General features: G+C 73.7%; 23 protein-coding genes and 3 pseudogenes. 5 read left to right on the forward strand and 21 right to left on the reverse strand.

From position 1 onward, the window contains the following. Window positions 1-104: 104 nt before the first annotated feature. The 8 genes and pseudogenes from rpsO to rimP form a co-directional block, all read right to left on the reverse strand. On the reverse strand, window positions 105-374 hold the full coding sequence (gene rpsO / locus QQK22_RS08535) for a 30S ribosomal protein S15 (RefSeq protein ID WP_284250541.1): 270 nt from the start codon (window positions 372-374) through the stop codon (window positions 105-107). Window positions 375-508: 134 nt separating this feature from the next. Next, the gene (locus QQK22_RS08540) at window positions 509-1,489 is read right to left on the reverse strand and encodes a bifunctional riboflavin kinase/FAD synthetase (protein WP_284250542.1); all 981 of its coding nucleotides are present in this window, start codon (window positions 1,487-1,489) and stop codon (window positions 509-511) included. Between the two features lie 59 nt (window positions 1,490-1,548). Continuing rightward, a pseudogene (gene truB, locus QQK22_RS08545) lies at window positions 1,549-2,501 on the reverse strand (tRNA pseudouridine(55) synthase TruB). Continuing rightward, complete coding sequence (rbfA, locus tag QQK22_RS08550) at window positions 2,498-2,971, reverse strand: 30S ribosome-binding factor RbfA (protein WP_284250543.1); 474 nt, start codon at window positions 2,969-2,971, stop codon at window positions 2,498-2,500. The pseudogene truB and the gene rbfA overlap by 4 nt, the downstream one beginning before the upstream one ends. Then, window positions 2,968-5,820, reverse strand: a complete 2,853-nt coding sequence (gene infB, locus QQK22_RS08555) for a translation initiation factor IF-2 (RefSeq protein ID WP_284250544.1) — start codon at window positions 5,818-5,820, stop codon at window positions 2,968-2,970. The genes rbfA and infB overlap by 4 nt, the downstream gene beginning before the upstream one ends. 69 nt (window positions 5,821-5,889) lie before the next feature. Next, window positions 5,890-6,300, reverse strand: coding sequence for a YlxR family protein (locus QQK22_RS18730; RefSeq protein ID WP_348525546.1), 411 nt, complete (start codon window positions 6,298-6,300; stop codon window positions 5,890-5,892). A 1-nt stretch (window position 6,301) separates the two neighbouring features. Continuing rightward, entirely contained in the window at window positions 6,302-7,333 is a 1,032-nt protein-coding gene (nusA, locus tag QQK22_RS08565; RefSeq protein WP_284250546.1) for a transcription termination factor NusA, read from the reverse strand. Next, the gene (gene rimP, locus QQK22_RS08570) at window positions 7,333-7,860 is read right to left on the reverse strand and encodes a ribosome maturation factor RimP (protein WP_284250547.1); all 528 of its coding nucleotides are present in this window, start codon (window positions 7,858-7,860) and stop codon (window positions 7,333-7,335) included. The genes nusA and rimP overlap by 1 nt, the downstream gene beginning before the upstream one ends. A gap of 562 nt (window positions 7,861-8,422) precedes the next feature. On the opposite strand from rimP, the gene QQK22_RS08575 reads away from it, so the two are divergent. Continuing rightward, complete coding sequence (locus tag QQK22_RS08575; RefSeq protein WP_284250548.1) at window positions 8,423-8,947, forward strand: hypothetical protein; 525 nt, start codon at window positions 8,423-8,425, stop codon at window positions 8,945-8,947. 30 nt (window positions 8,948-8,977) lie between these two features. Here QQK22_RS08575 and QQK22_RS08580 read toward each other — a convergent pair whose 3' ends face one another. The 11 genes and pseudogenes from QQK22_RS08580 to rpsB all read right to left on the reverse strand — a co-directional run bounded on the left by QQK22_RS08580 (window position 8,978) and on the right by rpsB (window position 20,214). Then, window positions 8,978-9,703 (reverse strand): hypothetical protein, encoded by a 726-nt coding sequence (locus QQK22_RS08580; protein ID WP_284250549.1) that lies wholly within the window; start codon window positions 9,701-9,703, stop codon window positions 8,978-8,980. Between the two features lie 43 nt (window positions 9,704-9,746). Next, a complete protein-coding gene (locus QQK22_RS08585; RefSeq protein WP_284250550.1) occupies window positions 9,747-11,552 on the reverse strand; it encodes a proline--tRNA ligase in 1,806 nt (601 codons plus the stop codon). A gap of 31 nt (window positions 11,553-11,583) precedes the next feature. Then, window positions 11,584-12,450 (reverse strand): GNAT family N-acetyltransferase, encoded by an 867-nt coding sequence (locus QQK22_RS08590; protein WP_284250551.1) that lies wholly within the window; start codon window positions 12,448-12,450, stop codon window positions 11,584-11,586. A 3-nt stretch (window positions 12,451-12,453) separates the two neighbouring features. After that, window positions 12,454-13,763 (reverse strand): annotated as a pseudogene (locus QQK22_RS08595) (M50 family metallopeptidase). A 3-nt stretch (window positions 13,764-13,766) separates the two neighbouring features. Continuing rightward, window positions 13,767-14,372, reverse strand: a complete 606-nt coding sequence (locus QQK22_RS08605) for a DivIVA domain-containing protein (protein WP_284250554.1) — start codon at window positions 14,370-14,372, stop codon at window positions 13,767-13,769. Beyond that, complete coding sequence (rlmN, locus tag QQK22_RS08610; RefSeq protein WP_348525547.1) at window positions 14,369-15,466, reverse strand: dual-specificity RNA methyltransferase RlmN; 1,098 nt, start codon at window positions 15,464-15,466, stop codon at window positions 14,369-14,371. The genes QQK22_RS08605 and rlmN overlap by 4 nt, the downstream gene beginning before the upstream one ends. Window positions 15,467-15,667: 201 nt before the next feature. Beyond that, complete coding sequence (locus QQK22_RS08615; protein WP_348525548.1) at window positions 15,668-16,915, reverse strand: phosphatidate cytidylyltransferase; 1,248 nt, start codon at window positions 16,913-16,915, stop codon at window positions 15,668-15,670. A 6-nt stretch (window positions 16,916-16,921) separates the two neighbouring features. Further along, window positions 16,922-17,479: a ribosome recycling factor gene (gene frr, locus QQK22_RS08620; protein WP_284250555.1), complete on the reverse strand. Its 558-nt coding sequence runs from the start codon at window positions 17,477-17,479 to the stop codon at window positions 16,922-16,924. 63 nt (window positions 17,480-17,542) lie between these two features. Further along, window positions 17,543-18,271: a UMP kinase gene (gene pyrH / locus QQK22_RS08625; RefSeq protein ID WP_284250556.1), complete on the reverse strand. Its 729-nt coding sequence runs from the start codon at window positions 18,269-18,271 to the stop codon at window positions 17,543-17,545. Between the two features lie 116 nt (window positions 18,272-18,387). Next, on the reverse strand, window positions 18,388-19,233 hold the full coding sequence (gene tsf / locus QQK22_RS08630; protein ID WP_284250557.1) for a translation elongation factor Ts: 846 nt from the start codon (window positions 19,231-19,233) through the stop codon (window positions 18,388-18,390). Window positions 19,234-19,275: 42 nt separating this feature from the next. Beyond that, on the reverse strand, window positions 19,276-20,214 hold the full coding sequence (gene rpsB / locus QQK22_RS08635; protein WP_284250558.1) for a 30S ribosomal protein S2: 939 nt from the start codon (window positions 20,212-20,214) through the stop codon (window positions 19,276-19,278). Between the two features lie 417 nt (window positions 20,215-20,631). Here rpsB and QQK22_RS08640 point away from each other — a divergent pair, with 417 nt between their 5' ends. Continuing rightward, on the forward strand, window positions 20,632-21,333 hold the full coding sequence (locus QQK22_RS08640) for a murein hydrolase activator EnvC family protein (RefSeq protein ID WP_284250559.1): 702 nt from the start codon (window positions 20,632-20,634) through the stop codon (window positions 21,331-21,333). Between the two features lie 21 nt (window positions 21,334-21,354). Beyond that, window positions 21,355-21,660 (forward strand): annotated as a pseudogene (locus QQK22_RS08645) (VOC family protein); the annotation flags it as partial. 117 nt (window positions 21,661-21,777) lie between these two features. Here the strand turns inward: QQK22_RS08645 and QQK22_RS18735 are convergent. Continuing rightward, a complete protein-coding gene (locus tag QQK22_RS18735) occupies window positions 21,778-22,254 on the reverse strand; it encodes a tyrosine-type recombinase/integrase (protein WP_348525549.1) in 477 nt (158 codons plus the stop codon). Then, window positions 22,209-22,751: a site-specific integrase gene (locus QQK22_RS18740; protein WP_348525550.1), complete on the reverse strand. Its 543-nt coding sequence runs from the start codon at window positions 22,749-22,751 to the stop codon at window positions 22,209-22,211. Before QQK22_RS18740 ends, QQK22_RS18735 begins: the two co-directional genes overlap by 46 nt. A gap of 541 nt (window positions 22,752-23,292) precedes the next feature. Here QQK22_RS18740 and QQK22_RS08655 point away from each other — a divergent pair. Further along, a complete protein-coding gene (locus QQK22_RS08655; protein WP_284250560.1) occupies window positions 23,293-24,297 on the forward strand; it encodes an LGFP repeat-containing protein in 1,005 nt (334 codons plus the stop codon). Between the two features lie 79 nt (window positions 24,298-24,376). Continuing rightward, window positions 24,377-24,769, forward strand: coding sequence for a hypothetical protein (locus tag QQK22_RS08660; protein WP_284250561.1), 393 nt, complete (start codon window positions 24,377-24,379; stop codon window positions 24,767-24,769). The last annotated feature ends 90 nt before the right edge of the window (window positions 24,770-24,859 follow it).

The raw sequence follows: 24,859 nt of genomic DNA on the forward strand, positions 1-24,859 counted from the left end.
GGCGCTGGTCGGGTGTCGGTGCTGACGTGCTGGTGGAGCCGGTGGGCCGGAGGCCCACGCAGGTCCGGCCCGGACCCGCGGGGGTCCGGGCCGGAGCGCGGGTGCTAGCGGCGCAGGCCGAGGCGCGCGATCAGCGAGCGGTAGCGCTCGATGTCGACCTTCTGCAGGTAGCCCAGGAGCCGGCGACGCTGACCGACCAGGATCATCAGACCCCGGCGGCTGTGGTGGTCGTGCTTGTGGGACTTGAGGTGCTCGGTGAGGTCCTTGATCCGCTGGCTGAGCATCGCGACCTGGACCTCGGGCGAACCGGTGTCACCCTCGGTGGTGGCGTACTCGGCGATGATCTGCTGCTTGACGGCGGCATCGAGAGGCATGGTTCTCCTTGGTGTCGTTGCGCGGCGCACCGGGGCTGGTTCACCCGGGCATACGTGTCCGCGGCCGTTCTGACGGCACAGCCACCTTACACGAGCCTCCGACGGATGGCCGCGCCGCTGCAGGCTCGGGCGGCTCAGCGCAGGCCCAGGACCGCCAGCGCCTCGTCGCAGTCGGCGTGCATCTGGGCCACGAGCGCCTCCACACCCTCGTAGCGCACCGTCGGCCGCAGCCGCCGGACGAACTCGACCACGACCTCCTCGCCGTACAGGTCGAGGTCGGTGCGACCGATCACGTGCGCCTCGACCTGACGGACGACGCCGTCGAACGTCGGGTTCGTGCCGACGGAGATCGCAGCGGGCAGCCGCTCGCCCGCGGTGCCGCCACCGTCGCCGTCGTCCCCATCGCCGGTGTCCGCGCCGCGCACCAGCCACCCGGCGTAGACGCCGTCGGCCGGGACTGCGCCGGAGGAGGCCGGGTCGAGGTTCGCCGTCGGGAACCCGAGCAGGCGCCCACGCGCCTCGCCGTGCACGACGGCGCCGCGCATCGTGTGCTCGCGCCCCAGCACGTCGGTGAGCTCCTCCATGCGCCCGGCCGCGAGCAGCTCACGGGCCCAGGTCGAGGACCAGCGGCGCTGCTCGTCCGAGGCGACGTCGTCCAGGACCTCCACGTCGAACCCGTGCCGCCGCCCGAGCTCAGCCATGGTGTGGCGGTCGCCGCTGTTGTCCGCGCCGAACCGGACGTCGTGACCCACGACCACCAGGACGGGCCGCAGCGCGTCCACGAGGTAGCGGCGCACGAACTGCTCCGGGCCCTGCGAGGCGAAGTCCGCGGTGTAGGCGACCACGAGGGTCGCGTCGAGCCCGACGGCGGCCAGCAGCTCCAGCTTGTCGCCGAGCCCGGTGATCTGGTCCGGCACGGCGTGGGGTCGGTGCACGCTCGAGGGGTGCGGGTCGAACGTCATGGCGACGGCGATGGCGCCGCGCGCGCGGCCCTGCGCCACCACGTGGGCGAGCACCTCCGCGTGACCGCGGTGCACGCCGTCGAAGTTCCCGATGGTCACCACGCTCGGACCCGTGCCGGCCGGCACGCGTCCCAGACCTTCCCAGACCTGCACGCCACTCTCCTGTTCGCTGCCCGCCGCTCGGCGGTCGGTCCCCCAGCCTGCCACCCGCCTCAGCGGGGTGCGTGCACCAGGACCGGCCGCGCGCGCGTCTCGCCGTCGCGCACCGTGTTCTCCAGGACCGCGACGAGGGCGCCGTCGGGACCGACGGCCGCCACCGGGCCCTCCTGCGGCGACGGCGCGATGCGCTGCCCGTAGCCGAGCGAGGCAGCCTCGGCCGCATCCACCGCTCGCTCCGGCATGACGGCGGCCGCAGCCCGCGCGGGGGCGAGCAGCGCGATGCCGCCCGCTTCGCTCGCCGCGGCGAGCGCGTCCAGGTCGCGGGCCTGCGCGAGGTCGAACCCGCCCACGCGGGTGCGGCGCAGCGCCGTGAGGTGCCCCCGGTCCCGAGCGCGGCCCCGAGGTCGCGGGCGATCGCCCGCACGTAGGTGCCGGAGGAGCAGGTGACGCGGACGTCGACGTCGAGCACGGATGTCCCGTCGGGCGCGTGCGCCTCGCGCACGTCCAGCACCGCGAGCTCGCTGATCGTGACCGGGCGCGCGGCGAGCGCGACGTCCTCGCCCGAGCGGACACGCGCGTAGGAGCGCCGGCCGTCCACCTTGATCGCGCTGACCGAGCTCGGCACCTGCGACACGTCACCCGTGAGGGGCCGAGCGGCGTCCCGCACCGCCGCGGCGTCCACGCCGGCCGCGCCGGCGGACGCCGTCACCTCGCCCTCGGCGTCGTCGGTCACGGTGGTCTGTCCGAGCCGGATCGTCCCGAGATAGGTCTTGTCGGCGCCGACGACGTAGGTCAGCAGCCGGGTGCTGCGTCCGGCACCGAGCACGAGCACGCCCGTGGCCATGGGGTCCAGGGTGCCGGCGTGCCCGACGCGGCGGGTGCCCAGGAGGCGCCGCATCCGCGCGACGACGTCGTGCGACGTCCAGCCCGCGGGCTTGTCGACGACGACGAGGCCGTCCGGATCCTGTCCGGACGGCCCCGACGTCGTGCGTGTCTGCTCGGTCAGCGCGAGGCTCCCGCGTCCGTGTCGGACCGGTCGGCCTCGTCGTCGGCGAGGACCGGCGCCTTCTTGTACGGGTCGGCGTCACCGGCGTACGTCGCCCCGGCGGCCAGCGCGGCCACCTCGGCGTCGCGTTCCTGCGCCGCCCGGAGGGCGCCCGCGATGTCGGCGGCCGTCTGCGGCGTCGAGTCGAGCTGGAAGGTCAGCGTCGGGGTGAACTTCACCCCGGTGCGCCGACCCACCTCCGAGCGCAGCAGACCCTTGGCGGACTCCAGCGCCGCGGCCGTGTCCGCCGTGGCGGCCTCGTCCCCGAGCACGGTGTAGAACACCGTGGCGTGCTGGAGGTCGCCGGTCACCCGGACGTCCGTCACGGTGAGGAACCCGAGTCGCGGATCCTTGATCCGCTGGTCGAGCATCACCGCGACGATCTCCTTGATCGCCTCGCCGAGCCGGATCGCGCGGGAGTTGTCGCTCACGCGGTGCGCTCCTTCTCCTGCGTCTCGAACGTCTCGATGACGTCACCCTCGCGGATGTCGTTGAACGACCCGAGACCGATACCGCACTCGAAGCCCTCGCGGACCTCGGTGACGTCGTCCTTCTCGCGGCGCAGCGACTCGATGCGCAGGTTGTCGCCCACCACGACCCCGTTGCGCAGCACGCGCGCCGAGGAGTTGCGGCGGATGAGGCCCGAGCGGACGATCGACCCGGCGATGTTGCCGAACTTGGAGCTGCGGAAGATCTGGCGGATCTCCGCCGTCCCGAGCTGCACCTCCTCGTAGATCGGCTTGAGCATGCCCTTGAGCGAGCTCTCGACGTCCTCGATGGCCGCGTAGATGACCGAGTAGTAGCGGATGTCGACGCCCTCGCGGTCGGCCAGCTCCGAGACCCGGACGTCCGGGCGCACGTTGAAGCCGATGATGACCGCGTTGTCGACGGTCGCGAGGTTGACGTCGTTCTGCGTGATCGCACCGACGCCGCGGTGGATGATCCGCAGGTCGACCTCGTCGCCCACGTCGATCTTGAGCAGCGCGTCCTCGAGCGCCTCGACGGCACCGGAGACGTCGCCCTTGAGGACGAGGTTGAGCGTGGAGACCTTGCCCTGCTCGAGCGCCTGCGTGAAGTCCTCGAGGCTCATGCGCTTGCGGCGCTTGGCGAGGTTCGCCGCGCGGTCGGCGGCGTCGCGCTTGTCGGCGATCTGGCGGGCGGTGCGGTCGTCGGGCGCCACGATGAACGTGTCGCCGGCGCGCGGCACCGAGGTCAGGCCGAGCACCTGCACCGGGCGGGAGGGACCCGCCTCGCGCAGGGCACCGCCGTGCTCGTCGAACATGGCGCGCACACGGCCGTAGGCCGTGCCCGCGACGATCGAGTCGCCGACGTTCAGCGTGCCGGACTGGACCAGGACGGTCGCGACGGAGCCGCGGCCCTTGTCGAGGTTCGCCTCGATGGCCACACCGCGCGCGTCCTTGTCCGGGTTCGCGCGCAGGTCGAGGGAGGCGTCCGCGGTGAGCAGGACGGCCTCGAGCAGCTCGTCGATGCCCGTGCGGTTCTTCGCCGACACGTTGACGAACATCGTGTCGCCGCCGTAGGCCTCGGCCACGAGGTTGTACTCGGTCAGCTGCTGCATGACCTTGTCGGGGTTGGCCCCCTCCTTGTCGACCTTGTTGACCGCGACGACGATCGGCACACCGGCCGCCTGGGCGTGGTTGAGCGCCTCGATCGTCTGGGGCATCACACCGTCGTCCGCCGCGACCACGAGGATCGCGATGTCGGTGACGTCGGCACCGCGCGCACGCATGGCGGTGAACGCCTCGTGACCCGGGGTGTCGATGAAGGTGATGGCGCGGTCGATCTCCTCGTGCTCCACCGAGACCTGGTAGGCACCGATGTGCTGCGTGATGCCGCCGGCCTCGCCCGCGACCACGTCGGTCGAGCGGATGGCGTCGAGGAGCTTCGTCTTACCGTGGTCGACGTGACCCATGACGGTCACGACCGGCGGCCGCGCCTGCAGGTCGTCGTCGCCCTCCGCCTCGAGCTCGGCGTCGAGGTCGATGTCGAAGCTGCCGAAGAGCTCGCGCTCCTCGTCCTCCGGCGAGACGATCTCGATGACGTAGCCGAGCTCGGCGCCGAGCGCCTCGAACGTGTTCTCGTCGAGGGCCTGGGTGACCGTCGCCATCTCACCGAGGTGGAACAGCACCGTCACGAGGCTCGCGGGGTTGGCGTCGATCCGGTCGGCGAAGTCCGCGAGGCTCGCACCGCGACGGATGCGCACGACCGTGCTGCCGTCACCGCGGGGAACCTGCACGCCACCGATCGACGGCGCGGACATCTGCTCGAACTCCTGGCGCTTCGCCCGACGCGACTTGCGGGCCCGGACGGGACGACCGCCGGCGCGACCGAACGCGCCCTGCGTGCCACCGCGACCACCGGGGCCCGGACGACCGCCGCCGCCACCGGGACGACCGCCGCCACCGAAGCCGCCGCCACCGGGGCGACCGGCGCCACCGGGGCCACCGCGACCGCCAGGGCCACCACGGCCACCGGCGCCGCCGCGGGCGGGGGCACCGGGACGACCGACGGAGCTGCGCGCCGGCATCGCACCGGGCGAGGGGCGGGGACCACCGGGACGAGGACCGGCAGCACCGGTACCGCCGGGACGGGGTCCGGCGGTGCCGCCGGCGGGAGCGCCGCCCTGGGGCGGACGGGGGCCGCCGGCGCCGCCGGAGCCACCCGGGCGGGGCATCCCCTGCGAGGGCGCGAACGGGTTGTTGCCGGGGCGCGCCTGGCCGCCGGGGCGGCCCGGACGGGGCATCCCCTGCGAGGAGGCGAACGGGTTGTTGCCGGGGCGCGCGCTGCGCGGACCGGGCGTGGCACCCGGGGCGGGGGCGGACGCGGCCGGAGCCGCGGGCGCGGGAGCTGCCGGACGCGGTGCCCCGGGGCGCGGACCCGACGGAGCGGGTGCGGCCGGGGTCTCCTCGACCGACGGACGAGCGGGAGCCGGCTGGGCGGGCGTCGCCGGGGCGGGGGCCGGAGCCGGGGTCGGTGCCGAGGCCGCCGCGGGGGCGCTCTCGGCCGGCGCGGCGGGCGCCGCGGGAGCGGGCGTCGCGGGCTTCGGTGCGGCGGGACGGCTCGCGGCCGGCTTGGCCGCGGGCTTGTCGGCCGCCTTGTCGGCGGCGGGGAACTGCTCGCGGAGGCGACGCTCCACGGGGGACTCGATCGTGGAGGACGCCGACTTGACGTACTCCCCCATCGACTTCAGCTGGTCGAGCAGCTGCTTGCTGCTCATCCCGAGGTCTCGTGCAAGCTCGTGCACGCGGGTCTTGGCCACAACTCTCCTTCTCCGGGTCCCCCGGGAAGGGAGGACCTCGTCTACTGGGTCGAGCTCATTGCTGAGTGCTCATCGGGTGCCCATCGGCGTCTCATCCCGCTCTCGCTCGTGAACATCTGCTCGATCGTCACCGGGGGCGACCAGCGCCCTCAGTGCTGCCTCGATCTGCGAGGCGTCCGCGTCCTGCAGGCGCAGGGCACGGGGTACAGCGCGGCGCGTGAGCGCCCGGTCCACGCAGGAGGGCCGCGCGTGCAGCCACGCCCCGCGACCCGGAGCGTCCCCCCGTCGGTCGAGCACCACCTGGGTGGTTCCCGCGACGGCGACGATGCGCACCAGGCCGGACCTGGAGTCCCGCTCCCGGCACCCCACGCACGTGCGGACCGGTCCCGCGACCGGACTCGGCCCGTCGCTGACGGGTGAGGGCTGCGGGGGGAGGTCGCGCCGGCGGCGCGGGCGTCGGGTCGGTGACCCGGCCACCACTCTACCCCTGACCGCGCGCGCCGTCCGCCGTGCGGGTCGGCGCGGCGTCGGGCGCGGCGTCGGCGGCGTCGGAGCGGATGTCGATCCGCCACCCCGTCAGGCGTGCGGCGAGACGGGCGTTCTGGCCCTCCTTGCCGATCGCGAGCGACAGCTGGTAGTCCGGGACGACGACGCGGGCCGCGCGGGCGGCCTCGTCGACGACGGTGACGCTGCTCACGCGAGCGGGTGACAACGACGCACCGACGAACCGGGCGGGGTCGGTGAAGTAGTCGACGATGTCGATCTTCTCGCCGCGCAGCTCCGCCATCACGGCGCGGACGCGCTGACCCATCGGCCCGATGCACGCGCCCTTCGCGCCCATGCCCGGGACGCGGGAGACGACCGCGACCTTGCTGCGGTGCCCCGCCTCCCGGGCCAGCGCGACGATCTCGACGCTGCCGTCGGCGACCTCGGGCACCTCGTGCTCGAACAGCCGCCGGACGAAGTTCGGGTGGGTGCGCGAGAGCGTGATCTGCGGGCCGCGAGGTCCGCGGGCCACCTCGGTCACGTACGCCTTGATGCGCTCGCCGTGCGCCAGCACCTCACCCGGCACCTGCTCGTGCGGCGGTAGGGCCGCCTCCACACCGCCGCCCAGGTCGACCAGGACGACGCCGCCGCGCCCGCCCTGCTGCACGACGCCCGAGATGAGCTGGAGCTGCGTGCTCCTGAAGGCGCCCAGCACCTGCTCGTCCTCGGCGTCCCGCAGGCGCTGCACGATGACGCTGCGCGCCGTCGCCGTCGCCATCCGGCCGAAGCCGTCCGGGGTGTCGTCGTAGGTGTGCTCGGCGACGTCGTCGCCCTCGCCGGTCGTCTCCGTCACGAGGACGCTGACGTGGCCGGTCGCGCGGTCGATCTCGACGCGGGCGCGCGGCTGCGCCTGCGGCATCTTCTCGTAGGCGGTCAGGAGCGCCTGCTCGATCGCGGTGACCAGGACCTCCAGGCCGATCTCGCGCTCGCGCTCGATGAGCCGCAGCGCGGCCATGTCGATGTCCATCAGTCCTCCTGGACTCGGCGCAGCTCGACCTCGACGACGGCCGAGGCGATCTGCGGGTAGGTGAGGGTGCGTGTCTCGGGGGCCGCGCCGCGTCCGCCCGAGCGTGCGCCCGTGGGGGCGCCGACCGGTGCGACGGCGGTGAGGGTCACGCCGTCGTCGTCGGCCGACGTGACGCGCCCCGTCAGGGCGGTGCCGTCGGTCAGCTCGACGCGGAGCAGGCGGCGCTGCGCGCGCCGGAAGTGGCGGGGGGTCGTGAGCGGTCGCGTCACACCGGGGGTGCTGACCTCGAGGGTGTAGGCGTCACCGGGGACGTCGACGGCGTCGAGCGCGTCGGAGACCTCGCGGGTGACGTCGGCCAGCAGGTCGGAACCGAGAGCGCCCGGTCCGTCCGCCAGGTCGAGCACCACCACGACGGTGCGCAGCCGCCCGCGCACGCGTATGCGCACGCCCTCGACCGCCAGCTCGTGGGCGGCGGCGATCGGTTCGACCACCGACCGCAGCAGCCGGTCCACCTCGTCGCTCGCCATGGCCTCTCCCGATGTTGAGTTGTCCGTCCCCGCGGTGCGTGACGTGCGCCGCGGCTGGTCGATACTACCGTTGCCGGGTGCCCGCACCTCGCCGCCTCCCCGCTCACCGACCCGCGCTCCGCCGGCCGCCGGGTGCGGTGCCGGCGGGCGTGCTGGCGGGTGCGCTGGTGCTGGCGGGCGCGCTGTCCGGGTGCGGCGTCCGGCTCGACGGCCCGCCACCGCCCGCCCCCACGGCCGACGCCGCCGAGCTCGCGCGCGAGCAGGTCGCGCGCGAGGCGGAGGCGCTCGTCGAGGCCGCCGGCGGTGGGACGAGCGACGCGGGCGATGCGGCGGCGACCCGCCTGGCAGAGATCGCGGCCGCGAGCGCCGCGCACGCCGACGACCTCGGGTCCCTGCCTGCCGACGAAACGACCGACGACGACGCGGACCCGTCCGACCCCGGGACCACCGCCGACGCCACTGCCGACACCCTGGCGCTGCTGATCGGCTCCTACTCCTCCGCCCGCGACTCGCTGGTGCAGGTCCGACCGGCCACCGCCCCGCTGGTGGCCTCGATCGCCCTGTGGCGGGCCGTCGCCGCCCACGAGCTGGCCGCGAGCGCGGGTCCCGACGCCGCGGCGGCCGCCGGCCCCTGCCGGCCGGACGCGTCGACACGAGCGCGCTGCGCCTCACCTCCGTCCCGGACGCGGGCTCGCTGGTGCGCGGGCTGGACGCGGCGGCCTACGCCTGGGAGGTGCTGGCGGCGCGGTCGGACGACGAGGCCTTCCGCACCGACGGCAACGCCCGGGCGGGCGAGCTGCGCCGCACGAGCGCCCTGCTGGCGGCGCGCACGAGCGGCGGCGATCCGCGGGAGGCTGCCTACGACGTCGGCGCACTGCTGGACGCCGACCCGGTGGCGTCCGCCGCGGCGATCGAGGTCGACGTCGCGACGCTGTGGATCGCGGCCGACCTCCCGGCACCCGCGCGTGCCGTCGGGCTCGACGCCGCGCTGGAGGCGCTGCTGCGGGCGCGGGCGCTGGCCGGGGTCGGTCCGCTCGACGCACCCGCCGCCGTCCTGCCGGGCCTGCCGGTGGACGACGGGTCCTGAGAAGCGGGGCCCCGCGGAACGAGCCGCCCCTCAGACCGGGGCGTCGGTGACGCCGTCGGTCGGACCTGCCTCGCCCCGGGCGCGTGCCCAGACGCGCTCGGGCACGAGCCCGAGCACGTGGACCGCCTGGGACAGCACCGCGTCGATCTCGCCGCCCTCGTGCTGGCCGGCGCGGAACAGAAGCAGCGAGTCGCCGTCGAACCGCCACGCCCGCTGCCGGGTGGCGAGCAGCGTGTCGCACACCTGCTGCGTCATCACGTCGGCCGTGAACTCGGGCGAGTTGGTGCTGACGTGGAACGCGTCGTCGAACGGCGGGTACCCGATGCGGAAGTCGGTGCCGAACGCGTCGGAGAAGAACCGCCCGAACGCGTTCTGCGGCCGCACCTGCAGGAGCGGGACGAAAGCACCCAGGTGGACCGAGACGACGGAGAAGTGGTGGGTCGTGCTGTTCTTGCCGTTGCTCGTGACGTAGGAGTAGTCGAACGCGATGAACGGCCGCCCCTGCACCGTCCCCTCGAGCACCTGCTGGGCTCGGCGACGGCGCCCCCGACCGAACGGGTCCCCGGTGAACCGGTCCTCGAGCCCGCTGCCGTCGAGGTGGAAGGCGAACCCGCGGGCGTGCGCGTAGGCCTGCAGCGCCTCCGTCCGTCGGCGTCGCCGGCGCGCACCGACCACCGCCAGGGTGATGCCGAGGGCGATCATCCCGACGAAGAAGACGACGGGGAGGAGCGCGAACGGGAAGAAGTGCTGCGACATGCCCCGACCCTAGGCCGCGCGCCGCGCGAGCGGCGGAACGATCTCAGCGCAGGGAGGCGACCACCTCGGTCAGGTGGTCCACCGCGGCGCCCACCTCGACCTCGTCCGTGACCCCGCTCGCGCGGCGACGCACCTCCACCGTCCCGTCGGCCAGGCCGCGCCCGACGACGACGACCACGGGCACGCCCAGGAGCTCGGCATCGGCGAACTTCACGCCGGGCGAGACCTTGCGCCGGTCGTCGATCAGCACCTCGAGCCCGCGCTCCTGCGCGCCGCGCGCGATCTCCTCGGCCGCGGCGAAGACCGCCTCGTCCTTGCCCGTGGCCACGACGTGCACGTGCGCGGGCGCGACGGCGACGGGCCACGTCAGGCCGCGCTCGTCGTGGTAGTTCTCGGCCAGCGCCGCGACGGCACGGGAGACCCCGACGCCGTAGGAGCCCATGTGCACCGCGCGTGCCTTGCCGTTGCTGTCGAGCACGCTCAGACCCAGCGCCTGGGAGTACTTCGTCCCCAGGTCGAAGACGTGTCCCATCTCGATGCCGCGGGCGAGCTCGAGCGGGCCGGAGCCGTCGGGGGCGTCGTCGCCGCTGCGCACCTGGGCGGCCTCGATCGTCCCGTCCCAGGCGAAGTCCCGCTCGGCGGTCAGCTCGAACACGTGCCGGCCGGCGGCGTCCGCGCCGGTGATCCAGCGCGTGCCGGCCACCACGCGGGGGTCGACGAGGTAGCGCACCGCGCCGCGCAGGACGCGACCGCTCCCGTCCAGCTCGCGCTCACCGCCGGCGTTCGGACCGAGCGCCCCGGGACCGATGTACCCCTTGACGAGCTCGGGGTGCGCGGCGAAGTCGGCCTCGCCGGCCGCCTCGACGTCGGCGGGCGCGACGGCCGCCTCGAGCCGCTTCATGTCGACGTCGCGGTCCCCCGGCACGCCGATCACGACGACCTCGCGCTCGCCGCCCGGGTGCGTCAGGGCCACGACGACGTTCTTCAGCGTGTCGGCCGCGGTCCAGGCGCCGCCCTCCCGCGGGAAGCGCTCGTTGGCGACGTCCACCAGCGAGGCGATGGTGGGGGTGTCGGGCGTGTCCTCGACGTGCGCGGCGGGCGCGTCGTCGTAGGGCACCGCGGGCGGCGCCGGCGTCGTGACGGCCTCGACGTTCGCGGCGTACCCGCCGGCGGAGCGCACGTAGGTGTCCTCGCCAATGGGCGAGGGCGAGAGGAACTCTTCGCTGCGCGAGCCACCCATCGCGCCCGACGTCGCGGCCACGATCACGTAGGGCAGCCCCAGCCGCGTGAAGATGCGCTCGTACGCGTCGCGCTGCGCCTGGTAGGACGCGGCGTGGCTGTCGGCGTCGATGTCGAACGTGTAGGCGTCCTTCATGATGAACTCGCGCCCGCGCAGCAGACCCGCCCGCGGGCGCGCCTCGTCGCGGTACTTCGTCTGGATCTGGAAGAGCGCGAGCGGCAGGTCCTTGTACGAGGAGTACAGGTCCTTGACCACGAGGGTGAACATCTCCTCGTGCGTGGGCGCGAGCAGGTAGTCGTTGCCGCGGCGGTCGTGCAGCCGGAACAGGTTCGGGCCGTACTCCGTCCAGCGGTTCGTGGCCTCGTACGGCTCGCGCGGCAGCAGCGCCGGGAAGTGGATCTCCTGGGCGCCCGCGGCGGCCATCTCCTCGCGCACGACCTGCTCGACCTTCGCGAGCACCTTCAGGCCCAGCGGCAGCCACGTGTAGATCCCGGGCGCCGCGCGGCGGATGTAGCCCGCGCGCACGAGCAGCTTGTGGGAGTCGACCTCGGCGTCGACCGGGTCGTCGCGCAGGGTGCGCAGGAACAGGGTGGACATCCGCATCAGCACGGGGGCCAGCCTATGCCAGCGCATCTCGGCCTCAGAGCACGACGGTCGCGTACGAGCCCACCTGGTCGAACCCGACGCGGCGGTACATCGCGCGGGCACCGGTGTTGTAGTCGTTGACGTAGAGCGAGACGGTGCGGGCGCCCAGCGCGAAGGCGTGGCGGGCGACGGCGGCGGTCCCGGCCGCGCCGATCCCCCGTCCGCGCAGGTCCGGGTGCGTCCACACCCCCTGGATCTGCGCGACGCCGAGCGCGGACGCCCCGATCTCGGCCTTGAACTCCACGCGGGGCCCGTCGGGTCCGCGCCCCACGCGCACGAACGTGCGCCCGCCCGCGATGAGCTGCCGCACGCGGGCGGCGTAGGCGCCCGAGCTGCCCAGCGGCGAGTAGCCGTACTCCTCGGTGAACATCGCCACGCTCGCGGGCAGCACGAGGTCGAGCTCGGCCGCCAGCGCGGGCCGCACCGCGTCGTCGCCTGCGACGGCGGGGTCGGTGGTCAGGGTGAGCGAGGGCTGGTCGGCGCGCACCTGCCGCGGTGGCGGCCAGGCCTGGGCGAGGTGGCTCCACACGGTGTGCACGGCGGGTGCGTCGCCCACGAGCGAGGAGAAGGATCGCTGGTGGACGGCGATCGAGCGGGCGAGCGCGGCCAGGCCGCGCCCCGTGGGGCTGACGGGCACGACGTTCGCCCCGACCCACGCGAGCGCGCACATCTCACGGCCCTCGAAGACGCCCCAGCCACCGGCGCCGAACTGCATCCTGGCGGCGGTGTCGGTCAGCCGCACCGCCGCCAGGACGGACGCGACGGGGTCGACGGCGCACAGCGCGAGCGCCTGCTCGAGGTCGGCCGTCCGCAGCGGACGCGCGCTCGGCTCCTGCCCTCCCGCGCGGGGACGCCAGCCCACGCCCTAGACCAGACGGAGCGGATCGACGACGTCGGCGATCGTCAGCAGCACGAACACCGCCACCAGCCCGACGGCGACGACGTAGGTGAGCGGGAGCAGGCGCGCGGAGTCGACGGGGCCGGGGTCGGGGCGTCCGCGCCACCGCGCGACCCGACGACGCACGGCCTCCCACAGCGCGCCGGCGATGTGCCCGCCGTCGAGCGGGAGCAGGGGCACCATGTTGAACGCGAACAGCGCGAGGTTGAGCGAGGAGAGCACCTGCAGCAGCGTGAGCGCTGCCCCTGCCGCGCCGAAGTCGGTGGGGGTCGAGGTGACCTCGCCCGCGAGCCTGCCGACCCCGACCAGCCCGACCACCCCCGGTTCGCGCTCGGCGTCGCCGAATGTGGAGGACACGAGGCGTCCGAGGTGCGCCGGGAAGGTCACCACGATGCGGAACGTCTCGACGACCCCGGTCGCGAAGCTGCTGACGAACTCACCCGGGCCGACCGGCTCCAGGACCTGCTCGGGCGAGATGCCGACCACGGGGATGTCCTGCGTCACGACCGCGCCGTCCGGTCCCTCGACCTGGCGCTCGGCCGTCACCGGGGAGACCTCCAGCTCCTGGCGCACGCCGTCGCGCTCCACGACGACCACCGCCGGCGCCGTCCCGCCGTCGCGGATGGCCTGCTGGACGGCGGCCCACTCCGTGGCCGCGACCCCGTTCCACGACACGAGCACGTCCCCGACCTCGAGCCCGGCCGCGGCTGCGGGCGCGGGCACATCGGCGTCGGTGCACTCGCTCTCGCCGGCCGCGGGCAGGCACGGCGAGACGGTGCCGAGCGTGGTGGTCGCGGTGGGGACGCCGATCCCCATCAGCGCGACGGCGAGCAGCACGAACGCGAGCACGAGGTTCGCCAGCGGCCCCCGGCCATGATGACGAGACGGCGCGGGACGCTGAGGGCCGCGAACGTGCGGTGCTCCGCACCCGCGGGGACCTCCTCGTCGGAGAACTGGCGCGCCTCCGCGGCGATCGTGCGCAACCGGCGCCGCCAGCCGGTCACGGCGGCGGGGTCACGACGGCGCGCAAGCGCGGCGGGCAGGGTCGATTCGCCGGGGAACATGCCGATCATGCGGATGTAGCCGCCGAGCGGCAGCGCCTTGAGCCCGTACTCGGTCTCGCCCCGTCGCCGGGAGAGGATCGTCGGACCGAACCCGATCATGTACTGCGGCACCAGGACGCCGAACTTCTTGGCGGGCAGCAGGTGCCCCAGCTCGTGCCAGGCGATGGAGGCCAGCAGGCCCACGACGACGACGGCGACGCCGACCCAGAACATCGGCTACTCGACGGCGAGGAGGACGTCGACGACCCTGCCGAGGTACGCGTCGACGGGACCCTCGGCGTAGGCGCGGGCGCGGGGCGCCGAGGCGAACGTGGTGGAGCGGACCTGGGCGGCCTGGATGGGGGTGCCCTCGTCGAAGTAGGCCACGAGTGCGTCGAGGAGCACGTCGACCTGAGCGGCGTCGTACCCGCGACCGCGCTGCGGCGGGGCGAACCGCTCCCCCGGTGGGCGGGTCAGGCGCTCGTACAGCGTGGTTGCGCGCTCGACAACACCGGTCATCCACGCACCCTGGCCGTTCTCGGCGATGAAGTCGGCGCGGTCGGCCGCGACGAACGCGGCCTCGAGGCGGTCGAGCGCGGCGTCGACGGCGACGGGCGAGTAGCCGTGCCGCACGAGGTCGAAGGCGGCGGTCCGCACCGTGGCGGCCTCGAGCGGCTCGAGCTGCTCGGCGCCCTCACGGGCGACGGCGTCGTCGGGCGCGGTCTCGCCGTCGGGCGCGACGCTGCCCTCGTAGTCCCGGCGCGCGCGCTCGAAGAACGCGTCGACCTGCCCGATGTCGTAGCCGCGCGCCGTCATCGACACCCGGGGGAACAGCTCGGTCACTCCGCCTCCTGCTGGCCGCCGCCGGCGCTCGCCCCCGCGGGCACGCGTCCGGGCTGGTCCTCGGCACCCGCGGCCAGCTGGCCGCACGCGCCGTCGATGTCGCTGCCGCGCGTGTCGCGGACCGTGGTGGGGATGCCCGCGTGCCGCAGGCGGTCGACGAACTCCCGCTCGACCGCGGGGTCGCTCGCCGTCCACTTCGAACCCGGCGTCGGGTTCAGCGGGATGGGGTTGACGTGGACCCAGCCGCGCCCGCGCTTGACGAGCTCGTCCGCCAGGAGCGTCGCCCGCCAGCCGTGGTCGTTCATGTCGCGGATGAGCGCGTACTCGATGCTGACCCGGCGACCGGTGACGTCGAAGTAGTGGCGGGCCGCGTCCAGCGCCTCGCCGACCTTCCAGCGCGAGTTGATCGGGATGAGCTCGTCGCGCAGCTCGTCGTCGGGCGCGTGCAGCGACAGCGCGAGGGTGACGGGGAGCTTCTCGTCGGCGAGCTTGCGCATCGCGGGGACGAGGCCGACGGTGGAGACCGTGACGTTGCGGGCCGAGAGCCCGAGACCGGCGGGTGCGGGGTCGACCATGCGGCGCACCGCGCCCACGACGGCCTTGTAGTTCGCGAGCGGCTCGCCCATCCCCATGAAGACGACGTTGCTCAGGCGCGTGGACCCGTGACCGAGCGCGCCGTCGCGGCTCGCGAGGGCGGCGAGCCGGACCTGCTCGACGATCTCGGCGACGGACAGGTTGCGTGTCAGGCCGAGCTGACCGGTGGCGCAGAACGGGCAGGCCATGCCGCACCCGGCCTGGCTCGAGACGCACAGGGTGGTGCGGTCGCGGTAGCGCATCAGCACCGACTCGACCTTGGCTCCGTCGTGCATGGACCACAGGGTCTTGACGGTGTCGCCGCCGTCGGCCTTCAGCTCGTGCACGGGCGTGATGAGCTCGGGCAGCAGCGCCGCGACCATCTCCTCGCGCGCCGCCGCGGGCAGGTCGGACATGGCCGCCGCGTCCCGCGTCAGGTGCCCGAAGTAGTGCCGCGAGAGCTGGTCGGCGCGGAACCCCGGGATGCCCAGACCCGCGACCGCCTTTTTGCGCTCGGCCACCGTGAGGTCGGCCAGGTGCTGCGGGGGCTTCCGCGCCGCGGGGCCGCCATCTGCAGACGCGGCCGCCCAGCCGGCGACGGCGCGGCCGTCCCCGTGGTGGCGTCGGCGCCCGGGGAGACGGTCGCGGCGGGTGCGGAGGACGTGGAGGTGCTGGTGGTCATGGTGCCCCCATTGTGCCCTGCGAGCGGCCTGCCGCGCCCCTCATGCGATCGGTGCCGCCACGGCGAGCGCGGTGACGACGACGGGAGCCGCCACCAGCAGCGCGTCGACCCTGTCGAGGATGCCCCCGTGGCCCGGGATCGAGTCGCCCATGTCCTTCATCCCCAGGTCCCGCTTGATGAGCGACTCCCCCAGGTCCCCCACGAGACCCGCGATCACGGCGAGCAGCCCGACCAGGGCACCCTGCCACCACGTGACGTCGAGCACGAGCGGGAGTCCCACCGTCCCGATGGCGACGGCGAGGACGACGGACCCACCCAGGCCCTCCCACGACTTCTTCGGGCTGATCGTCGGCGCGAGGGGGTGCCGGCCGATGAGGACGCCGGCGGCCCAGCCCCCGGTGTCGCCCGCCACCACCAGGACCACGACGGCGAGGACGCGCCACTCGCCGTCGTCCGCCGCCAGGGCCAGCGCCAGGAACGAGGCGAGGAACGGGACGTAGGCGGCCACGAAGATGGCGGCGGTGGCGTTGCGCAGCACCCGCAGGCCGCCGCCGTCGAGCGCGCACCAGACCACGACGCCGCCGGCCGTCAGCACGAACGCGACCAGCAGCGCCTCGGTGCCCGCGAGGTAGGCCGAGACGAACATGCCCACGGCGCCGACGGCGATCGGGAGCACGGGCAGGATGATCTGCTGCCGGGCGAGGGCCGCGCGCAGCTCGACGAGCGCGCCCAGGACCGCGGCGAACGCGAGGATGCCGAACGCCTCCTTGCGCCAGAACAGGCTCGCGACCAGCGCGAGCACGAGCGCGACGCCGACGCCCGCCGCCACGGGGACGTTGCGGCCCGCCCGGCTCGTGCGGCCGACGTCCGCCGTCAGCACGTCGGCCGGGGTGGGCTCGGGCGCGAGCGGCGCGGTGAGGTCGACCTCGGACGGGGCCGCCCCAGCACCGGACGCGCCGGACTCGCGCTGCTCGTTCGCGGGAGCCTCGTCCGCGCGCGGCCGCTCGAGCTCCGCGACCAGCGAGGCGGGGGCCGGCGGGATCGCGGGGGCCGCCTCGATCACCGGTGTCACCGGGGGCGCCGCCGACGCGGGAGCCGCCGGCCGAGGCGTCGAAGTTCCCGGCGCCGTCGTACCCGAGGGACCTGCGCCGTCGGACGCGTCCTGCGGGACGCCGGCGCCGCCGTCGCGCTCCGCCGCGGCCCGCTCGGCCGCCTCGCGACGGGCGCGCAGCTCGCGGCGCGTCAGGGGCGGGTCGCTCGGGGCGCCGTCGTCACCTGGGGTCGCCATGCGGGATCAGACCTCGAGGAGCTCGCGCTCCTTGTTGGCGAGCAGCTCGTCGACCGCCTCGACGTGCGACTTCGTGACGCCCTCGAGCTCCTTCTCGGCGCGGGCGCCCTCGTCCTCGCCGACCTCGCCGTCCTTCACGAGCCGGTCCAGCTCGTCCTTGGCCTTGCGGCGGATGGCACGGACCGAGACGCGGGCGTCCTCACCCTTGGTCTTGGCGAGCTTGACGTAGTCGCGGCGGCGCTCCTGCGTGAGCTGCGGGAGCGAGATGCGGATGACGTTGCCGTCGTCGGTCGGGTTGACCCCGAGGTCGGACTCGCGCAGGGCCTTGATGATGTCGTTCGTGGCGGCGCGGTCGTACGGGGAGATCAGCACGACGCGGGCCTCGGGGATCGTCACCCCGGCCAGCTGCTGCAGCGGGGTGGGGGCGCCGTAGTAGTCCACGAGGATCTTGGTGAACAGGCTTGCGTTGGCGCGGCCGGTGCGGATCGCGCCGAGCTCGTCGCGCGCCACCTCCACGGCCTTGTCCATCTTGTCCTCGGCCTCGAGCAGAACGTCGTCGATCACTGCAGCTCCTTCGTCGTGCGTGCGGTCCCGGGATGACCGGGGGTGCTTCTTCTCGGGCGTCGGTCAGGCGGTGACCAGCGTCCCGATCCTCTCACCTCGGAGGGCCCGGGTGACGTTGCCGGGCTCGCCCATGCCGAACACGCGCATGGGCAGGGCGTTGTCGCGGCTGAGGCTGAAGGCGGTCGCGTCGACCACCTTGAGGTCCTGCTGGATGGCGTCGTCGAACGTCAGCAGCTCGAGGCGGCGCGCATCGGGGTTGGTGCGCGGGTCGGCGGTGTAGACGCCGTCGACCCCGTTCTTGCCCACGAGGACCTCGTCGCAGTGCGTCTCGAGGGCGCGCTGGATCGCGACGGTGTCGGTGGAGAAGAACGGCATCCCGGCGCCCGCGCCGAACACGACCGCACGGCCCTTCTCGAGGTGGCGGATGGCGCGCAGCGGGATGTACGGCTCGGCGACCTGGCCCATCGCGATGGCGGTCTGGACGCGGGTGCTCACGCCGGCCTTCTCCAGGAAGTCCTGGAGCGCGAGGCAGTTCATCACGGTGCCGAGCATGCCCATGTAGTCGGCGCGCGAGCGGTCGATGCCCCGCTGGGAGAGCTCGGCGCCGCGGAAGAAGTTGCCGCCGCCGACCACGATGGCGACCTGCACGCCGTCGGCGACCGCGACCGCGATCTCACCGGCGACGGCGGCCACGACGTCGGGGTCCAGCCCGATGGTGCCGCCGCCGAACACCTCGCCCGAGAGCTTCAGCAGGACGCGACGGGTGGGGGCGGTCTCCGGCGTGGTGCTCATCGGGCGTGCCTTCCTGGCGGGGTGGGTGGGGCGGTGCGCACCGGGTCGGGCATCGGGCAGGTGCGCGTCTGGCCCGGACGGCCGGGGGTCTCCCGGCCGTCCGGGCCAGCGGTGGATCAGGCGCCGACGCGGTAGCGGACGAAGCCGGTGAGCGTGCCACCGGCCTCGGTCACGACCGTGCCGACCGACTTCTTCGGGTCGCGCGCGTAGGCCTGCTCGAGCAGGACCTGGTCCTTGAAGAAGCCGTTGAGACGACCCTCGACGATCTTGGTGATCGCGGCCTCGGGCTTGCCCTCGTTGCGCGAGGTCTCCTCGGCGATGCGACGCTCGTCGGCGACGAGGTCCGCGGGGACCTCCTCGCGCGTCAGATACGTCGGGGAGTACGCGGCGACGTGCATGGCGACGTCGGTCGCGACCTGCGACGCCGCGGCGTCACCGGCCACCAGCACGCCGACCTGCGGGGGCAGGTCCTTGGCGGTGCGGTGGAGGTAGACGGCCACGTTCTCGCCCGTGACGCGGGCGACGCGACGCACGACGATCTTCTCGCCGAGCGTCGCCGCCGTCTCGTCGACGACGTCCTGGACGGAGCGCTCGCCGATGAAGGCGGCCGCGAGGGCGTCGGCGTCGGCCGCGCCGGAGGCCACGGCAGCCCCGAGGACCTTCTCGGCCAGCTCGGTGAAGACCGCGTTCTTCGCGACGAAGTCCGTCTCGGCGTTGATCTCGACGAGCACGCCGATCTGGCCGTCGGCGTCGGGGGCGTCGACGACGGCGGCGGTCACGAGACCCTCCGACGCGCTGCGGCCCTCACGCTTGGCAACGCCCTTGAGGCCCTTGACGCGGATGATCTCCATCGCCTTGTCGACGTCGCCGCCGGCCTCGTCGAGCGCCTTCTTGACGTCCAGCATGCCGGCGCCGGAGCGCTCGCGCAGCGCCTTGATGTCAGCAGCGGTGTAGTTCGCCATGGTGTGTGACTCTCTCTCGTCTGTGCGGGGTGTCGGGGAGGCTCAGGCCTGCTCGGCGGACTCGGCCGCGGGGGCCTCGTCGGCCGACTCGGCCTCGGCCACGACCTCCGCCACGACCTCGGCGGCCACGGTGACGTCGTCGGCGACCTCGGGGTCGGCCTTGGCCTCCTGCGCCACGTCGGCGGCGGCGTCGGCGACGGCGGCGCTCTCGCCCTCACCGGCCGCGAGCAGCTCCTGCTCCCACTCGGCCAGGGGCTCGGAGGTGCCGGCCGCGCCGGCGGAGCCGCCGGAGTGACGCTGGATCGTGCCGTCGGCGACGGCGTCCGCGATCACGCGGGTGAGCAGACCGACGGCGCGGATCGCGTCGTCGTTGCCCGGGATCGGGAAGTCGACCTCGTCCGGGTCGCAGTTGGTGTCGAGGATCGCGACGATCGGGATGTTGAGCTTGCGCGCCTCGGCGATCGCGAGGTGCTCCTTCTTGGTGTCGACGACCCACACCGCGGAGGGGACCTTGCCCATCGTGCGGATACCACCGAGGGTGCGCTCCAGCTTGACCTTCTCGCGGTGCATCATCAGCAGCTCCTTCTTCGTGCGGCCGGAGGCGGCCACGTCGTCGAAGTCGATGCCCTCGAGCTCCGCCAGGCGCGCGAGGCGCTTGCTGACGGTCTGGAAGTTGGTCAGCATGCCGCCGAGCCAGCGCTGGTTGACGTAGGGCATGCCCACGCGCGCGGCCTGCTCGGCGACGGCCTCCTGAGCCTGCTTCTTCGTGCCGACGAAGAGGATGGAGCCACCGTGGGCCACCGTCTCCTTGACGAAGTTGTAGGCGCGGTCGATGTCGACCAGCGACTGCTGCAGGTCGATGATGTAGATGCCGTTGCGCTCGGTGAAGATGAAGCGCTTCATCTTGGGGTTCCAGCGACGGGTCTGGTGCCCGAAGTGGACGCCGCTCTCGAGGAGCTGGCGCATGGTGACGACGGCCATGGCACGTCCTTCCGGCGCGGGTCTGGGCCCGCGCAACTCGCGGCCGCCCCGAGGGTGCGGCCGCTGAACCGGTTCTCCCGCCGTCCACGGTGTGGCGGCGGCCTGGTGCTCGCGACGCTCCCCGGCCACCCGGGGGTGGACCGTCGAGGAGTGCCTCGGGCGACGGGGTCCGTGGGTGGGTGGCCGGCGGACCGGCCCTCCCCGCGGCTGTCGCACCGATGTGCGGGCACGCGATGTCAGTCGGCACGTGCCGACTGCACCGGCGATACTACCCGACCGGCGCCGTCGTCCCGGCCGCACGGCGGTCCGGTCGGCGCGGGGTCGCGGGCTGTCCCCCACCGCGACGCGTGGGCCCCCGGTGCACGGTTCCCGAGGTGCGGCCCCGGCCGGTCGACCCGGGCGGCCACGATGGCAGGCATGCCCCAGGTGCTCCGGACCGTCGCGACCCTCGGTGCGCTCGGCGCGCTGGCCACGACGGCGCTGCTCGCGTCCTCCGGCGGCGGAGCGGAGGACTCGGGGCCGTCGGGCGGCCGCGCCGATCCCGTGGCCGATGCCGTGGCCGATGCCGTGGCCGCGGACCGGGACGGTGCGACGACGGGGGCGCCTGCCTCCGCCTCCACCCGGCCGTCGCCGACCGGCCCGGCCGGCGCGGCGGTGGTCTACGACTGGCCCCTGGACCCACCCTCCGTGGTGCGGCCGTTCGACGAACCGCCGCAACCGTGGCTCGCGGGCCACCGCGGTGCGGACCTCGCCGGCGTCCCGGGCGCTCCGGTCCGCGCCGCGGCCGACGGCGTGGTCGCGTTCGCGGGGTCGGTCGCCGGGAAGCCGGTGGTCTCGGTGGACCACGCCGACGGGATCCGCACCACCTACGAACCGGTCGAGGCCGTCGTGACCCGCGGCGCCGCCGTCGCGCGGGGCGACGTGATCGGGACGCTGGCGGCCGGGCACCCCGACGTCGCGGGCGCGCCCGGGACCGCGCTGCACTGGGGGCGCGCACCGGACCGGACTCCTACGTCGACCCGGTGGCGCTGGTCGAGGCCGAGGTCGTCATCCGGTTGTGGGAGTAGCGGCGACCGCTGTGACGGCGGGGGCAGCGGCCTGTGGCGGGGACACCGGTGATCGACCTGGTTCGATGGGGGCGTGCCGGGACTCCATCACGTCGAGATCTGGGTCGAGGACCTCACCGCCGTCGCTGCCCGGTGGGACTGGCTGCTGACACGGCTCGGACTCGCGTGCACGCAGCGCTGGCAGGGCGGGCAGACGTGGGCGCCCTCCGGTCACGCGCTCCCCTACCTGACGCTGACGCAGTCGCCCAACCTCGCCGGCGGCGGCCACGACCGTCGTCGTCCGGGGGTGAACCACCTGGCGTTCGTCGGTGGCGGTCGCTCCGAGGTCGACGCGATCGTGGCCGAGGCACCGGCCCACGGCTGGCGGCCGCTGTACGCCGAGCGCTACCCGTGGGCGGGCGGACCCGAGCACTACGCCGCGTGGCTGACCGACGACGCCGGTTTCAAGGTCGAGGTGGTGGCCGAGGTCGGGGGTAATCCCGACCCACGCGCGCGCTCACGCGCGCGGGTGCGCCTGCACGAAGGCGGCGACGAGCCGCTCGGGGCTGACGTGGGTGTAGCGCTGGGTGGTGGCCAGGGAGGCGTGACCCAGGAGCTCCTGGATCGAGCGCAGGTCGCTCCCGCCCTCGAGGAGGTGGGTGGCTGCGCTGTGCCGCAGTCCGTGCGGCGCGATCTCGGGGCCGTCGGCGGCCCCGGTCGCGGCGTGGACGACGGCGCGCACGGCCCGCGGATCGAGACGCCTGCCGCGCCGACCGAGGAAGAGCGCGCGCCCCGACTCCGGCGTGGCGAGCACCTCGCGCGCGGCCAGCCACGCCCCGAGCGCGTCGGCGGCCGGTGCGCCGTAGGGGACCACGCGCTCCTTGCCGCCCTTGCCGAGCACGCGGACGAGCCGTTCGCCGTGGTCGAGCGAGGAGATCTCCAGCGACGTCAGCTCGGACACGCGGAGCGCGGAGCCGTAGAGGAGCTCGAGCACGGCATGGTCGCGCAGCACGATCGCTCGCACGGTCGGATCGGCGTCGGCCGCCGTGTCGGCATCGGTGGGGGGACCACCCCCAGCGCGGCGGCGGCCTGCGTCGGCGTGAGCACCGTGGGGAGCGTGCGGTCGGCACGCGGGCTGCGCAGCCGCAGCCCGGGGTCGCTCGGCATCAGGCCGCGCCGCGTGGCCCAACGGGTGAACGTGCGGGCGGCGGCGCCGCGGCGGGCGAGCGTCGAGCGGCTGAGTCCGCGCGCGGCGAGACCCGCGAGCCACCGGCGCAGGACTGCCAGGTCGAGCCTGGTCAGGTCGGCGCCCGCGGCGGTCCCCGGTGCGGATCCGAGGAGGTTGAGCAGGTCCCCGCTGTAGGCGCGCACGGTGTGCTCCGACAGTCCCCGCTGCAGCGACAGGTGCGCGGCGAACTCCTCCACGACGGCGGCGTCGCCGGGTCGCACTCCGTCCGGCACCGTCGACCCGGACACCGTGCGTTCGACCATGCCACCACCGTGACCGCGACCGGCCGCGGTGGCAAGCACCGCAACACCCGGCCCCACGCCGCCGGACGCCGAGCCGCCGGTCCGTGAGCGGCCGCCGCAGGCTGGTAGCCGCCCGGCGCTCTCGCTCCCCGACTCCCCCGCTGCCTCGCTTTGCAACGCCCGTGCCCGCGCTCTCCCGTTCCCCCCGCACGCAGCTGTGCGCCTGCGGCACGATCCGTGGTCAGCGTGCCGTGCGGCGGTACCGATCGCCCTCGCGCTGCACGCGACCGGCCAGCTCCGGCGATCCCAGCGCGGCGCGGCAGTCGCTCGGACTCGGCCCGTATGCCGGGTATCTCTCTCGCGGCGGCTCGTACGTCGCCCGACGGTCGCGCTTGAATCGAACTGGGCCCCGCCGCATGGTCGCGGCGGGGCCCAGTTCGCGTTAGGCCCGGACGACGACCAGGAGCAACGGGCGGCCACCGCCCTGGTGCGGTAACTTTCGGGGACCGTCCAATCGATAGCTCTACAGGGAGTCGACGTGCCGCCAACCCAAGGCCTTCCCGTGCTGCGCAGGCGACTCTTCGCGACGCTTGCACTTGCGGGTTTGGCTGTCTCCATCCTCCTGACAGCACCGGCGGTAGCTGCGAATCGTTGCGCTCCGGGGTTTCACTGCGAGTCGAACAGCTACGGATACCGCATCGCGGACGCGGGCGTTGAATATTCTTCGCCGCGGGGTGAATTTACAGTGGGTAACGACTACGGTATAGCCGCCGAACACGCCCGGCTCGGCGGCGGGCGTGGCTCCCTCGGGTATCCGACTAGTACCCTTCGACAGGACAACTACCTGCACAAGGGGTTCTACCAGATTTTCGAGCGCGGGGTGATCTACACCCGGGGTACCGAAGGCATCGCCGTCAAGGGTGGCGCTTCACCCTTCGATGCCACGCATCGGGCGGCAGGAGGGGGCGCCGGGCTCGCCTTGGGGTACCCCGTCGCCCGCGAAGTTCGTGAGGCCAGCGGATACTGGTACCAGCGGTTTGAGAACGGCGTGATCTACGTGAGCCCAAGGGGCGCCCATGCCGTTCCGGGCAGTACTGACCTCACCTACTTCTACGGACGGGATAGTGGGCACGGCGCCGCTGTCGAGCGGACTTCCCTTAACGATACGCATCGATCCAATGGTGGCGGGAGCGGCATTCTGGGTTATCCTTCGGGCCGTGCGACGAGTCAGGGCGGCCCATACCTCTACCAGGTGTTCGAGCGGGGTGTCCTGTATTGCGGCGCACGGAACGCCCGCAACGACACCTACGGCTGCTGGCCGGTCGTCGGAGCCCTATCGCAGGTTCACCGCTCCTATGGCGGCGGGAGCGGTATCGGGTACCCGATAGCGGCGCGCGAGTTGATCACGTGGGCGACCTGCGAGAGTGGAGCGCCGTACTGGCAACAGGCTTACGAGCGCGGCCATATCATCACCTTCGCAAGTGGACGCTACTCCGTCCTCGATTACCGAGGAAGCGGTGAGCACTACCCGTCCTTCCCGGAGGACTGCGACGCCGGGAACTCGTGATGCGCTCTTTGATTGCGCAACGGGCCGAAGCGAACCCCTGTCCTGGCGACGATCCTGACCCAAGGGAACAGATTTCGTCATGACCAGGAACGGGTTCCGCCTCATCGCCTTGAGCTTGGCGTTGCTAGCCCCTGCATCAGGGTGCACGGTTTGGCTGAACCCCGTGTACGTGGAGAACGACCCGGAAGCAGCCGCAGTCATCATGAAAGCATCCGCTAGGGACGACCTCGCGATCCGGAATGCGTGTGCCGCAGAGATTAGGGGTGAGCCACTGCCCTACACTGTGGCCGTGGCATTATCGGCGGGTTCAGGGGATCTTGAAGTCGGAATGTGGCTTGTGGACGACTTGCAGACTCCGGGAGAGGTCTTCGCTATAGACCGTACAGCGCGCGCCTACACCACTTGGCCGCATCTCGACTTGCGAAGCAAGCCCCAGAGCGAGCTGGTGGATTGCGCCCTCTACGAGGACTGAGATGCCTCGAGCGAGACCCATGGCCCCAGCGACGGCAGCACCGGCTCACTTGGAGACCCCAAGCAGGCCACGAGCCACGACGGCAACGGC

The organism is Litorihabitans aurantiacus, assembly GCF_030161595.1.
Lineage (GTDB): Bacteria > Actinomycetota > Actinomycetes > Actinomycetales > Beutenbergiaceae > Litorihabitans > Litorihabitans aurantiacus.